At 47.4% G+C, this 14276-nt stretch carries 10 protein-coding genes; 6 read left to right on the top strand and 4 right to left on the bottom strand.

Translation table 11 applies throughout. The features are described 5' to 3' along the window. Positions 1–346: 346 nt before the first annotated feature. Positions 347–616, bottom strand: coding sequence for a glutaredoxin family protein (locus ACE1CM_RS01320; RefSeq protein ID WP_374875603.1), 270 nt, complete (start codon positions 614–616; stop codon positions 347–349). A 432-nt stretch (positions 617–1048) separates the two neighbouring features. Here ACE1CM_RS01320 and ACE1CM_RS01315 point away from each other — a divergent pair, with 432 nt between their 5' ends. From ACE1CM_RS01315 to ACE1CM_RS01290, 6 genes are all read left to right on the top strand, one after another. After that, positions 1049–5638: a PAS domain S-box protein gene (locus ACE1CM_RS01315; RefSeq protein WP_374875602.1), complete on the top strand. Its 4590-nt coding sequence runs from the start codon at positions 1049–1051 to the stop codon at positions 5636–5638. 138 nt (positions 5639–5776) lie between these two features. Further along, positions 5777–7288, top strand: coding sequence for a serine/threonine protein kinase (locus ACE1CM_RS01310; RefSeq protein ID WP_374875601.1), 1512 nt, complete (start codon positions 5777–5779; stop codon positions 7286–7288). A 383-nt stretch (positions 7289–7671) separates the two neighbouring features. Next, the gene (locus ACE1CM_RS01305) at positions 7672–7998 is read left to right on the top strand and encodes a DUF6825 family protein (protein WP_374875600.1); all 327 of its coding nucleotides are present in this window, start codon (positions 7672–7674) and stop codon (positions 7996–7998) included. Positions 7999–8034: 36 nt separating this feature from the next. Continuing rightward, positions 8035–9819, top strand: coding sequence for an ABC1 kinase family protein (locus tag ACE1CM_RS01300; RefSeq protein WP_374875599.1), 1785 nt, complete (start codon positions 8035–8037; stop codon positions 9817–9819). A gap of 32 nt (positions 9820–9851) precedes the next feature. Further along, the gene (locus ACE1CM_RS01295; protein WP_374875598.1) at positions 9852–10589 is read left to right on the top strand and encodes a PP2C family protein-serine/threonine phosphatase; all 738 of its coding nucleotides are present in this window, start codon (positions 9852–9854) and stop codon (positions 10587–10589) included. Positions 10590–11124: 535 nt separating this feature from the next. Then, positions 11125–11319: an NblA/ycf18 family protein gene (locus tag ACE1CM_RS01290; protein WP_226591582.1), complete on the top strand. Its 195-nt coding sequence runs from the start codon at positions 11125–11127 to the stop codon at positions 11317–11319. A gap of 274 nt (positions 11320–11593) precedes the next feature. Here the strand turns inward: ACE1CM_RS01290 and ACE1CM_RS01285 are convergent, their stop codons facing one another. The 3 genes from ACE1CM_RS01285 to ACE1CM_RS01275 are packed head-to-tail and all read right to left on the bottom strand — an operon-like array spanning position 11594 to position 14197. Beyond that, entirely contained in the window at positions 11594–13114 is a 1521-nt protein-coding gene (locus tag ACE1CM_RS01285; protein WP_374875597.1) for a serine/threonine protein kinase, read from the bottom strand. A 15-nt stretch (positions 13115–13129) separates the two neighbouring features. After that, positions 13130–13291, bottom strand: coding sequence for a hypothetical protein (locus ACE1CM_RS01280; RefSeq protein WP_374875596.1), 162 nt, complete (start codon positions 13289–13291; stop codon positions 13130–13132). A gap of 39 nt (positions 13292–13330) precedes the next feature. Further along, positions 13331–14197 carry an RNA-guided endonuclease InsQ/TnpB family protein gene (locus tag ACE1CM_RS01275; RefSeq protein ID WP_374875604.1) on the bottom strand — a complete coding sequence of 289 codons (867 nt, stop codon included), beginning with the start codon at positions 14195–14197 and terminating at the stop codon, positions 13331–13333. Positions 14198–14276: the final 79 nt, after the last annotated feature.

The following is a 14276-nucleotide window of genomic DNA, read 5'->3' as shown; positions in this document are numbered from 1 at the left end:
GCTCTTCCGATGTGATCGTTGAATTGTTGGGGCACGGCAGGATGAAGATGGTGATTTTACCCAAGATATATATGATGCCGTGCCCCTACAGCGATCGTTGAATTGTAGGGGCACGGCAGGATGAAGATGGTGATTTTACCCAAGATATATATGATGCCGTGCCCCTACAGCGATCGCTGAATTGTTGGGGCACGGCAGGATGAAGATGGTCGAATTAAGCTGCTACGCACGTAGTTTGAGAGCCAAATTTTACTTTTTTCTTGTGGGGTGGGCATCTTGCCCGCCGCTTTATTGGATTTAAATGCTCCCGCAGCTTAACCAAGATATCTCTGTTGCCGTGCCCCTGCTAAATTGGTAGATATTTCTGCAACAAAAGCTCCAACTGCTGCACTGTAGCGCGAGGGGAAGGACGAGGAATCGGTTGTTCTACCTCTTCCCCCTGGGACGCCACTCGCAACAAAACCGGAATTTCGTATTGATATGCATTGAACCAGTCATCGCGGGTGGTAATATCTCGCACTTCTAGTTCAAAGTCTAGGTTTTTTATCTGTTCCAGCTTTTCTTGCAAGCCTTCACATAAATGGCAACCCGGTTTACTGTAAAGAATTAAACGCATTGCACCTCTGTTTTCTCCATACCCTACAGCCTAAAGCATCCCGTACCAGTTTTTTGCTGACAATTCACCCCACCACTAACCTTTACAGCTGTAGTGGTAGACTTTTTGTTAGATCGTGTTAAAACTAAAAAAATATACTAAGTTTTTAGGTAACGTATTACACATAATCTTTTTTCCCGCTGGAGTCCCCCACTTCTCCCTCTTTCCTATGAAGGCTTTTAAAACAAAGATATTATGCCTAAAAAGCCTAAGAGCTTTGAATATCCGAGGAATTAAGCTAAAAGGAGACGAGAAACCCGGTTTCTTTGTCGATCTCTGGTTCTCTTTCCCAAGGATTTTTCGCAGAAACCGGGAATATGAGCGTAAGTCCTGTGTCCTTAACGGCTGGAAACACCGTAAAAGAGGGAAAAAATTAACCAAGGTATCCTGGAGATGACACAAGATAGTTTAAAAGGCGAGATCGCAGCAGCGCAGCAGCGACTGGAAACCCTACTGCAGCGGACAGATGGGCAAGGGGAGAATTCTGGGGAACTGCTACAAGAGACGATCGCAGAACTTTCCCACTCTTTGGAAGAACTGCAAGTAGTGGCAGAGGAACTAGCGGCACAAAATGAGGAATTAAACACTACCCGCGAGGCTGTAGAAGCAGAGCGCCAGCGTTACCAGAATTTATTCAACTTTACTCCAGATGGATACCTGGTTACCGATGCTGCTGGAATTATCCAACAAGCTAACCCAGCCGCAGCGCAGTTGTTGAATGTACAACAATCTTACTTGGTCGGTAAACCCCTCGCTGTTTTCGTGCATCTCCAACAGCGCCGGAAATTTCGTCAGATTTTAACTCAGTTGCAGCAACAAGAGCAGATCCGGGGAGAAGAAGTGCGGATGTTTCACCCCGCCAAAAACATCGACTTTCCGGCTGAATTAACCGGCGTGGCGATGCGGGATACTCAGGGGAAGTTGGTAAGCTTGTGCTTCTTGGTGCGGGATATTAGCGATCGCAAACAGGCGCAAGAAAAACTAGCACAAAGCGAAAGTCTTCTTCGCACCATTATTGAATCAGAACCAGAGTGCGTCAAATTGGTGGCGCGCGACGGCACCTTACTGGATATGAACCCCGCCGGATTAGCAATGATTGAGGCGGAGTCCCTGGCGCAGGTGCAAGGTAAGTCAATCTATTCCCTTGTGGTATCGGATTATCGGCAAGATTTCCAGGCGCTGACCGAGGGAGTTTTGCAAGGAGAATCGGGGATACTGGAGTTTGAAATCGTTGGTTGGAAAGGCACTCGTCGCTGGTTGGAAACCCATGCAGTTCCCTTCCGCAACGCTAACGGCGAGATCGCTGCTGTTTTGTCAGTTACTCGCTATATAAGCGATCGCAAACTCCTAGAAATAGAACTGCAAGAATCTCAGACTAAACTGAGCAATATCCTCAACAGCGCGATCGCCGCAATTGTCAGTTTTCGAGTCTTCCCCAATCGCGATTGGGAGGATATTTATTGGTCAGCAGGTTGCGAACTTGTCTTTGGCTTTACACCTGTAGAATTGATGGCAGATAAAACCCTTTGGTCATCGCGAGTGTTCCCAGAAGATTGGGAAACAGTCGTGCTACCTGTGTTTGAAGATATCTTTCTTGATCGCAGCGATGTTGCCGAGTATCGCTTTTTCCACAAAGACGGTGGTTTACGCTGGGTGAGAGAAACCTATACTTCCGTGCGAGAACAAGCTTCAGATAGTTGGATTGTGACAAGGGTTGTTACCGATATCAGCGATCGCAAGTATCTAGAACTCGCCTTACAAACGTCTGAAACCAAACTCAAAGATATTTTAAACAGAGCGATCGCCTCAATTGTTAGTTTTCGGGTATTTGGTGGCGATGAAACTTGGGAGTACGACTACTACTCCGCAGGTTGTGAAGCGATCTTTGGCTTTACACCTGAAGAAATGATGACGGGAATTTGGTGGTCGCGGATTCCAGAAGAAGACCAGCAATCAATCGTTATCCCAGCGCGACAGTTTATTTTTGCCGAACAACCAACTCGCATGGAGTATCGCTTCCTGCACAAGGATGGCACTCTGCGTTGGATTTCCACGGATCTTTCCTCTCGCTACGATGAAGCAAATTGTTGCTTTCGAGTCATTGCAGTTGATAGCGATATAAGCGATCGCCAACGTGCCGAAACCGCTTTAGCTGCTTCAGAACAGCAACTGCGCGGCGTACTTAATACCGCTGGGGCAGCGATCGCCCATTTCCGCGTTTATGATAACCGAAATTGGGAATACGAATTCTATTCTGCTGGAACTTTACAACTGTTTGGCTATACCCCCGCAGAAATGGTAGCAAACAAGACAATCTGGAGCGATCGCATTCATCCAGAAGATTTCCAGAATGTCATCCTACCAGCCTTCGAGAACATTTTCGCCCAGAAAACGGTAACGATTGAATTTCGCTACCAACGTCGCGATGGTAAGTGGATCTGGGTTGCGGATACCCTAACCTCTAATCGCGATGAATCCCTTGACTGCTGGTTGGTAACCTGCATTGAAGTCGATATCAGCGCTAGAAAGCAGGCAGAATCTGAACTGGCAAAAATCAATAATGCCATGATCCATGCAGTAGAAGGAATTGCACGCTTGGACACCCAAGGACGCTACATCACAGTCAACCAAGCTTATGCCAATACCGTCGGCTATACCCCCGCAGAAATGATAGGAATGTCATGGTATCCAACCGTTCATCCAGATGATTTAGAAACGGCGATCGCCGCATATCAAGAAATGCTTAACACTGGCAAAGGTGAAGCTGAAGTTAGGGGAATTAGCCAAGATGGATCGATGTTTTACAAGCAAGTAGTGATGGTCGCTGCTTGGGATGAGCAAAAGCAATTAATCGGACATTATTGCTTCATGAAAAACATCACCGACCGCAAAATTGCCGAAATCAAACTGCAAAGACAAGCGCAACAAAAAGAACTACTCAATCGAGTCATACAGGGGATTCGCAACTCCCTGGATTTGAACGTAATCTTTCAAACTGCCAACACTGAATTTGCCCAACTTTTATCCGCCGAAGAATCCTATATTACCCAGTATTTTCCAGAACAGCAATTTTGGCGAGTTGTTGCCGGATATCGGCAAAACCCAGAAACGCCAGACAAGACTGGGTTAGAAATTACAGATACAGAAAACCCCGTTACTGCTAAGCTGAAAAAACTCGAAATCTTCCAAGTTTCCGATGCCAACACCCTCGAAGATGAACTAAATAAAGAACTTGCCCAAATCTGTCCCGGTTCTTGGTTAGTCATACCCTTGACAGTTGGCGAGTCACTTTGGGGATCTCTCAATTTGCTTTACTCTCAAACCAATACAATTTGGGAGCAAGACCAGATAGAATTAGCGCGTACAGTTGCGGATCAGCTAGCGATCGCCATCCAACAAGCCAACCTCTACCAACAACTACAACAAGAACTAAGCGATCGCAAGCAAACCGAAATCGAACTACAAAAAGCCAAAGAAGCAGCCGTTGCCGCCAACGTAGCAAAAAGCACATTTTTAGCGAACATGAGCCACGAACTGAGGACACCACTCAACGCCATATTAGGATTTACGCAGATGATGGCGCGCGATCGCACTCTTTCCCCGCAACAACAAGAAAAAGTCAAAATTATCAACAATGCTGGAGATCACTTACTAGCATTAATCAACGACATTCTAGAAATGTCCAAAATCGAAGCCGGACGCACCAGCTTTACTCCCACCAGCTTCGACTTAATTAACTTCCTCAGCACCCTGGAAGAACTATTTAAATTAAAAGCCGAATCCAAAGGTTTGCAGCTAAATTTTAACCTCGCACCCGACCTACCCCAATACATCCAAACCGACGCAGGAAAATTGCGTCAAGTTTTAATTAACATACTCGGAAATGCCATCAAATTCACCGAAAAAGGTGAAGTGACATTACAAGCGCTGATTAAACAAAAAGAAGATACCAATTCCCAATTACCAATTAGCAATTACCAATTAATCTTTGAAATAGAAGACACTGGCTTTGGTATAAATCCTGAAGAAATAGACCGCATATTTGAACCTTTTACCCAAAGCGAAGCCGGAAGAAAAACAATCCAAGGCACAGGATTGGGTTTAGCAATTAGCCGAAAATTCGTGCAAATGATGGGAGGAGATATCAGAATTAATAGTCAACCAAACAAAGGAAGCTTATTTACATTTGATATCCAAGTAACCCCAGCAGAAACAATTGACAAAAATCCCACCCAAACCCAGCGTCAAATCATTGGTTTAGCACCCAACCAACCAGAATATCGCATCTTAATCGTGGACGATCATCCAGAAAGCTGTTTATTATTAATCACCCTACTTGGTGCAATTGGCTTTCAGGTAAAGCAAGCTGCTAACGGGACTGAAGCAATCTCAATTTGGTCAACTTGGAAACCCCATCTAATCTGCATGGATATACGAATGCCGGTCATGGATGGAATCCAAGCAACCCAACAAATTAGATCCAGAGAAAACGAACTATTTAAGGACGGGGAGACGCGGGGAAGCGGCGACGCGGAGAAAGTATTAACAAGAGGATGGGAACCTGATTCCCCAACCATAATTATTGCCCTTACTGCCAATGCTTTCGATTTAGATAAAAATCTGATTTTAGCGGCGGGTTGCGATGATTATATTAGCAAGCCATTAAAACAAGATCTGGTTTTGGCAAAAATCGGGGAATACTTAGAAATCGCTTATATTTATGAATCAGATAATCAACAACCAGAAGAAACCCAGCAATACCCCGACTCAAAGCTGCCAATACTTGAAATCAAAAAATACTTAAATCAAATGCCTCTAGAGTGGATTGAAAACCTGCATAAAACAGCTTACATATGCGACGATAGGAAAAATTTTGAACTCCTGGCACAAATCCCTACAGAATACGCTGCATTAACCAAAGCCATAGCCGATTTCACCCACGACTTCGAGTTTGATAAAATCATCGAATTGACCCAAACGTAACTTGCTAATAGTTAATGGCTAATGGCTAATGGCTGGAAAAAAATAATAAATTAGCAATTAGCAATTAGCAATTAGCAATTAGCATTAAAAATATTTTTCACATCTCAAACAAGATTGCTATATCATAGAAAGCTGGCGTTGTCTCCCATTGCAGCACCCGAATCAATTATGCAACTAACGGCTGGCAAAGTTCTTCAAAACGGCAAGTATATCCTAGACACCGTTATCGGACAAGGAGGTTTTGGCATTACCTACAAAGCAACCCACGCCTTTCTAGGTCAAACCGTCGCGATCAAAACCCTGCAAGAAAGCTTGCGCCAGCAAGAAAATTACGGCTATTTTCAACAGCAATTTATCGGCGAAGCGCAGCGACTAGCCAAATGCCAGCATCCCCATATTGTCCGAATCCTCGACTTTTTCCAAGAAGACGGACAGCCGTTTATCGTAATGGATTATATCCCAGGGCCGTCTCTGGCAGAATTAGTAAAACCAGGTCAGCCGTTACCGGAAGCACAAGCAATTCACTACATGCGTCAAATCGGCGCAGCGCTGAGTAAGGTTCACCAAAATGGGTTGATGCACCGCGATGTTAAACCCCACAATATCATCCGGCGAGAAGGAACCGACTCGGTTATTTTAATCGACTTTGGCATTGCCCGAGAGTTTACCCTGGGAGTAACTCAAACCCAAACAGGGATGCTTTCCGCTGGATATGCACCACCAGAACAATACGTACTGCGCCAGAAACGCAGTCCCGCTACAGATATATATGCACTAGCAGCGACTTTATATTGCTTGGTGACCGGACAACCTCCCGTACCAGCTGTATTGCGAGATCGCTACCCCCTACAATCCCCCCGCCAGCTAGTCCCCCACCTGACTCCAGCCATCGAAGAAGCCATTCTGCGCGGCCTAGAAATGTCCGCCCAAAAGCGTCCCCAAACCGTTGAAAGCTGGCTAGACCTCTTACCAGACCAAAACTACACTCCGGAACCCACAAAACCTCCTGAAACTATCACCAGACAGCCATTTAACCTGGGATACCTATCTCCCAAAACCTCCCTCCAAATAGTTGGCATCGTTGCCCTTTTTGCCGCCATAGTCGGGTTAGCATTTGGTTTATCCGTGCGCTTAAATGGCAACGGATTGCCCTTCTTACAAAAAGAACAATCTTTCCCACCAACCGAAAACTGGCCCACCGCCGCCCCCACCATCACACCCGATTCAACTCCCGAACCAGATTCTACTCCCGAAACAAACACCCAACCCCAACCAAGAGCCGTCGAATCAACCCCCTCTCCAACCCCTCGCCGCAGATCCAGAAGAACCCAATCCTACCAACCCCAACCCACCCCAACCCCCAAACCAGCAACAAGGCGCCATTCAAATTTCTCACCAACCCCAGTCATTTCAACCCCCTCACCCACGCCAGAAGCCTCGCCAACCCCATCCTCACCCACACCTACCCCCGAAACGACATCCACACCAACACCCACCCCAGAAGCCGCAGCAACCCCAACAGCCGAACCATCCCCTTCCCCCACTCCAGTCAGTGCCGAACCCACAGCCACAACCGAGATCGAACCACTGCCAAAAGCACCAGCAACAGAACCCCCAGCCTCCCCAAGCGAACCACCTGCAACTCCTTAGCAAAAACTCCGCTCAAAACTGATAACTCAGAACTCTCAAAAACCCTCTCTTCTTTCTTGGCGTCCTTGGCGTCTTGGCGGTTCGTTTACTCCCTTCCCGGTAGCAGATTATCTGCTTCTTCCTTCTTCTTCCTTCTTCTTTCTTGGCGTCCTTGGCGTCTTGGCGGTTCAATAATACTAATTCTTCGGGCACCGAAAGGATTAATACTTATTCTTAGGGCGGAAAACGAGTAAAAACCCCATTACCGTATCCAGGCTTCAAGAACATCTACCACAGGACTAACTGTCAAAAACCTATTGCCCAAAACCTAGCCTGATGCCCCAAACTCTCCCAAGACAGGGAAGTGCAAGTTATAATTCAGGCGGAAAGCCCCGCAATTTATTATGAGCAATCCCCTGATTCATGCATTTTTTGTCGGTAGGGCAGTTGCTGACCTGCTGTACGAACAACTCGAACACACTTTAACCGATGCCCTCTCGGAACTCGGTAAATTTGATGCCGAACAGCGAGAACGCTGGCGACAATTTACCGAAGAAGCGATCGCACGCGCTAAAGTAGCCGAAGCAACTGCCACCCAGGGACGAACCACTACAACCACTGTATCCGTAGGTTCCCCCAGCCAAGACCTGCAAGCAATGATCGACGAACTGAGAGCAGAAATTGCTCAGGTACGCTCCGAGTTGCAACGCTATCGCAGCCAGTCTGTATAAACAAAAACATTTATTAAACCCAACCACCGAATCGGAGTGTCTGTCCTGCCTGATAATGATGTCATGCCCAAGCGATACGCGGAGCGCCCGCCAAAAGAAAAGCTCTCCAGCGACCCAGACCGACTTTTAGCTGTGGGAAAACCCTACACCGATAAAGCCTACCGTTGGAATCGAGAAAATTACTCTCGTCACCGTCGCTTCGTAGATATTTGGGCCTTCGTCTTGACTTTACTGTTTGAGCTGTGGCTCGATAGTAAACCTTGGAGCTATCCAGGAGGAATGACGGAGGCGAAGCGCGCCGAAAGACGCAAAAAACAAGCGATCTGGATTCGCAATACGTTTCTAGAACTGGGGCCAACTTTTATCAAGGTCGGGCAGTTATTTTCTACCCGCGCCGACCTTTTCCCCAGCGAATATGTCGAGGAACTCTCCAAGTTACAAGACCGCGTCCCGGCTTTTAGCTACGAGCAAGTCGAAGCCATTATCCAGCAGGATCTAGGGAAAACAATCCCGGAACTATACCGCAGTTTTGACCCGATTCCCCTAGCCGCAGCCAGTCTGGGACAGGTTCATAAAGCCCAGCTGCATTCGGGGGAAGAAGTTGTCGTCAAAGTGCAGCGACCGGGATTGGTAAAGTTATTTACCATCGACCTGGAAATTCTCAAGGGCATTACCCGTTACTTCCAAAACCATCCCGATTGGGGCCGCGGTCGAGATTGGTTGGGAATTTACGAAGAGTGCTGTCGCATTCTCTGGGAAGAAATCGAATACCTCAACGAAGGTCGCAACGCCGATACGTTTCGTCGTAACTTTCGCAACGAGGACTGGGTAAAAGTCCCCCGCGTCTACTGGCGCTATACCTCCCCCCGCGTGCTAACCCTGGAATACCTGCCGGGAATTAAAATTAGCCACTACGAAGCCCTAGAAGCAGCTGGATTAGACAGAAAAGATTTAGCGCGCAAGGGAGCGCAAGCTTACCTGCAACAACTGCTCAACAACGGCTTTTTCCATGCCGACCCCCACCCAGGCAACATCGCCGTCAGTGCAGAAGGGGCGCTGATTTTCTACGATTTCGGCATGATGGGGCAGATAAAGCCCAATATCCGCGAAAATCTGATGGAAACGCTGTTTGGCATTGCGGAAAAAAATGGCGATCGCGTGGTAACCTCCCTAGTAGAATTGGGAGCGCTCGCCCCCGTTGACGATATGGGCCCAGTACGGCGGTCAGTCCAGTACATGCTGGATCATTTTATGGACAAGCCGTTTGAAAACCAATCGGTAACAGCGATCGCAGATGACCTGTACGAAATCGCCTACGACCAGCCGTTTCGCTTCCCGGCAACCTTCACCTTCGTCATGCGCGCCTTTTCCACCCTGGAAGGCGTGGGGAAAGGCTTAGACCCGGAATTTAACTTTATGGAAGTTGCCCAACCCTTTGCAATGCAGCTTATGACTAATGGAAAAGGTCCCGACCCCACTAATACCATTCTGGGAGAAATCAGCCGTCAAGCCGTTCAAGTGGGCAGTACGGCTTTGGGACTGCCCCGACGACTAGAAGAAACCCTGGAAAAACTAGAGCGGGGCGACTTGCGCGTCCGCGTCCGCTCGACGGAAACCGACCGGCTGATCCGTCGCCTGAGCGGTATGCAAATGGGAACGAATTACGCTTTAATAATCAGTGCTTTTACTTTGTCAGCGACCATCCTGCTAGTTCATAATATGGTATGGCTAGCAGCACTTGCTGGTTTAGTAGCAGCAGGGACAGGGTTAGCCCTATTCCGCCTGCTCAGACGCCTCGATCGGTTTGAGCGCATGTTCTGATTCAAGTTCTGTTTTTTTCAAATCGCGAAACTATGAAATGTCGCTTCACGGGTCTTTCTGACACCGGATGTCTACGTTCGGTGAACCAGGATGCTTATTGTATCGATCCCCAGGGGCGATTTTTCATTTTGGCAGATGGGATGGGCGGACATGCTGGCGGCGAGGAAGCGAGTGCCCTCGCTGCCTCTGCGATTCAATCTTATCTGGTTAAGCATTGGGATTCGCCTCAAAAATCCCCCGCGCTGTTACAGGAAGCTTTTTGTCAAGCTAATCAGGCAATCATACAGGATCAGCAAGAGCATCCAGAACGCGCCGATATGGGCACCACAGCAGTGGTGCTGTTGTTTAGGGGCGAGGACGCACCTTGGTGCGCTCATGTGGGCGACTCGCGTCTCTACCGTTTGCGGCAGTCCCAGCTAGAGCAAATTACTCAGGATCATACTTGGGTGGCTAAAGCGTTAAAAGCAGGCGTACTCAGTCAAGAACAAGCAAGCTTTCATCCTTGGCGTCATATGCTATCCCAATGTTTGGGACGCGAAGATTTAGCGGAAGTTGAAATTCAACCAGTACAGGTGCAAGCAGGCGATCGCTTCCTCCTCTGTAGCGACGGACTCACCGAAGAACTCTCCGATAGCGCGATCGCGAACCTCCTCGCCGCACCTTTGTGCGACAACGCTGCCATCGCCCTCGTCGAAGCTGCTAAAGACAAGGGCGGTCGCGACAACATTACCGTTGTCGTCGTAGTCATTGATCAGATCGCCCCACGCTAATATCACCCCAAAATACAAGCCAGCAGGAAGGCGACCCAGCTAGCGTGTCGCTTAACTTCCCATCCTTTGCCCGTAGTTGATGTCATATCAGTTACTTTACTTCTTTTCCCTCTTCGGCGCACCCCACCATTCAGGACTTACGCCAAGAAACTAAGGTGATACGAAAAATCCTTGGTTTGGAAACTAGAGATCAACGAAGAAACTAAGGTGATGGCAAGGTCGTGCGTCAGTCCTGCATTTTTAGCCCCATCCAGGGAAATTACTTAGGTATATATACTCATTAGGTTCGCGACGAACATTTTTTTATTTGACAACTTGCTACAACTGTGATTAGTAACGCCGGGAACTTCCGGAACTAACCATCCATCCGTGGATCTATTTAATATATCCACGAGGAGGTATGTGCAATTTGTCAAATAATTGTTATCTTTTTTAAAAAAGGTAGTGACAGATAAATTGACACATGCCAAACTAATGCCAAAGAGTATCTCTGGCAATCCCAAAACACACACTATAACTCTCTTAGGAGCTAGCCATGAACCCTATCGAACTAACCCTCGAACAACAATTCAACATCCGGTCCTTTGAAGCCCAGGTGCAGCACATGAGCCTCGATCAAGCTCAACAATTTTTGGTTCAGCTTTACAGGCAAATGGTTGTACGCGAAGCTACTTACAAGCATCTGCTGAAGCATCAATGGGGCATAGAGCAAAGTCCTCGCTTTGAGTAGAACCTCTCCCATGTCGCAGTGGGCGACCTCCTTCTCTTGCTCTGTTCCTTGGGGGAAACGAGCTGGGGTTGCTGGGGCGTCAACTCCACGAGAGATGAGTTTATCTCTGTATGTCAGTCCATCATGAATTGTGGATCTATATCCAGTTAAATAATTATAACTTAATTATTTCTTAATTATTTAAAATTATTATAAATCTTATTCTATGGAAATGGGAATTCTCCACTCCATTCCTCAATCAGGCGAAATAGATTACCTTGCAGCCGGAGAATAATTAGTCGAGTTTTTTGAGAATTTGCGGTTTGAGCTTATCCAACTCAGTCTTAAGCAGATCCTTGCTCATATTGGCTGAAGCGACTGAAATTAAAGACTGACTCGTCGTGACCCACTGTTGCAGCAACTGGCATTGGGAAGGATCGATCGAGACGGTGATGACGTGGGAGCTCTGTTGAGGTTTAGAGTCCTCTAAAGCAAATAACAAAACCCGATAGCAACCGCTTTCCCCCAATAGTCTTGCCATTTCCTGGCCTGGAGGAGTTTTCATATCTAAGTAGCAGGGTAGCCACTTCGGGCCAGCGTCACGGGTATAAAGTACCGTAATCCACAGCAACATCGGATGGGGGGACATTAAAAATAAAAATTGGTTGTAGCGCTTACAAACGAGGCGTTTTTGAATATCCTCTTTTTTAAGCATCACCCAGAGGGTCGCCAACTTCCCAGAGCTAGTGCGTAAAGGATGAGCAAAAACAATTTCCGCCGTTGGCTTATTCTTGGGCCACGATTGGAGACGCATCATCCGCTCAATTTCTGTGTCCGAGAGGGGCGCCTGTGGTTTGGGTTCTGCAACAATTGGCACTTGGGTCAGGGTTGACCCAATGCGCTCGCCTAGTTGCCGATCCTTGCTAAAGCGTTCATCCAAAGGTTCCAACCCCTTGAGGATATCGCCTACAGTTTGGGGTCGCTCTTGGGGCTTTTTTGCCAGACAGCTCATCACCAAATTCTCCAGCGCCTTCGGCAGTTTCAACTGGGGTCTAACTGACTCGAAACTGCGGGGTTGTTGGAAGTGATGAACTTTATACCAGCCGCCAAACGAGTGAGTTTCTGCCTGCAAAGGCATTTTGCCGGTGAGCATTTCAAACAGCATCACCCCCAGGCTGTAAATATCCGAGCGGGGGTCGAGTTCCTTACCCTCCATTTGTTCTGGAGAAGAATAGGCTAAAGTGCCCAAATAATAGTTTGTTTGCTCGCTATCTGTCTGGCGCAGCTTGGCAATGCCAAAATCGAGCACTTTAACTAACTGTCCCAGACTGGCGTCTTGAACGACCAAAATGTTACTGGGTTTGATATCCCGATGGATAATCGGACAAATTACACCCTCCTCGTTGGGAATGCCCTCGTGGGCGCACTGCAATCCTAAACAAATTTGACGAGCGAGTTGCAAGAACTTGGGTAAGGGCAGCGCTCCGGCGCGAATGATGTCGCTGAGGCTTTCTCCCTGCAAGTATTCCATCACGTAGAATGGAGTGCCTTGGTCGTCCACGCCATAGTCCGTGACTCGAACAATGTGGAGACTTCTTTGACCTAATAGGGCGCAGGTTCTAGCTTCCTGAACAAAACGCTCCCGCAACCGCAGCTTTTCATTTTGAATTGTTAGAGAAAGGAACTTTACGGCAACGGGTACTCCTCCTAAGAGAGTATCTTTGGCTCGGTAAACCCGTCCCATTGCGCCTGACCCTATCAACTCCACCAGCTGATAGCGATTATCGAGTAAGCGTCCATTATTTGTATCGGTCATGTTAATCAAGCTCCGCTACCGTGGAGCATACATCGAATGCGTACGGGAAAAATCCACACCCTGCCCCAGATGAACAAGACTGACGCGGACAATAGCCACGCCAAATAGGTAAAAGCCAACTGGCTGATGATGCCATCCCTGTTTTTCCTGCACCCGCCCAAAGCCAGTGAGGGACACCCAACCTCCTCTTCACAATGTAAACTACCCACACCAAGCTTAAGCTATGGTGTGGGCTTCCAGTCTGATTGGGGAATGCCTCAACTTAGACTTGCGTCCCAGTTTTGGTCTTACTTCCCCTCCACTAGCAGAGACGGCTGTTCCATCCGCCTTTTGCATTCTGATGCCTTCAGCTCTGATATTGGTTGCAGCATTACCATCTCTATCGTCATGGGTGCCACAAGAGGGACAATTCCAGTGTCTAACATCTAGTGGCAACTCATCAATAATCTGGTAATAGCAATTAGAGCTGAGCTTAGAACTAGGGAACCATCTATCAATCTCTACCAGAAGGCCACCTTTTTTTTCTAACTTGTAGGCAATCAACTTGGTAAACATTCCCCAGCCAACATCAGATATTGCTTTCGCTAAATTGTGGTTAGGTTCGCCCAGCGTGCCCCAAGCGCATACCATGCCTTTGACATGCAGATTTTCTCCTACGACAACTTGGTTTTCATTGACGAGCTTACTTGAAAGCTTATGCAGAAAATCCTGACGTGAGTTGCTAACCCGTTCGTCTACTCTAGCGACAACCTTTCTATACTTTTGCCTTGACTTACTACCTTTTTGTTTTCTGGCTAACTTCTGTTGCTGGCGCTTCAGATTCTTTTCTTGCTTTGCTAAGTGCTTGGGATTGTCATACTTATATACTTTATTGCCATTGCTAACGATTGCGAAGTTAGTCAATCCTAAATCAATGCCGATTACTTTGCCTTTTGTTGATTTACTAGGATTTCCCCCTTCTCCCTCAGTCATAATAGATGCAAAATCCTTTCCTGATGCCTCTTTACTAACTGTTACAGTCTTGATTTTCCCCTCAATATATCGGTGAATTTTTGCCGCAACAGTACCTATCTTTTTTGGTATATCGATCCCCCCCCCCCGGGGGGGCCGACGAAAAGGGGGGGGGGGGGGGGGGGGGGGGTGGAAGAGAATAAAAAAAAAA

This window comes from Microseira sp. BLCC-F43 (assembly GCF_041929235.1).
Classification (GTDB): domain Bacteria; phylum Cyanobacteriota; class Cyanobacteriia; order Cyanobacteriales; family Aerosakkonemataceae; genus Microseira.
This window is presented reverse-complemented; position numbering and strand designations above follow the sequence as displayed.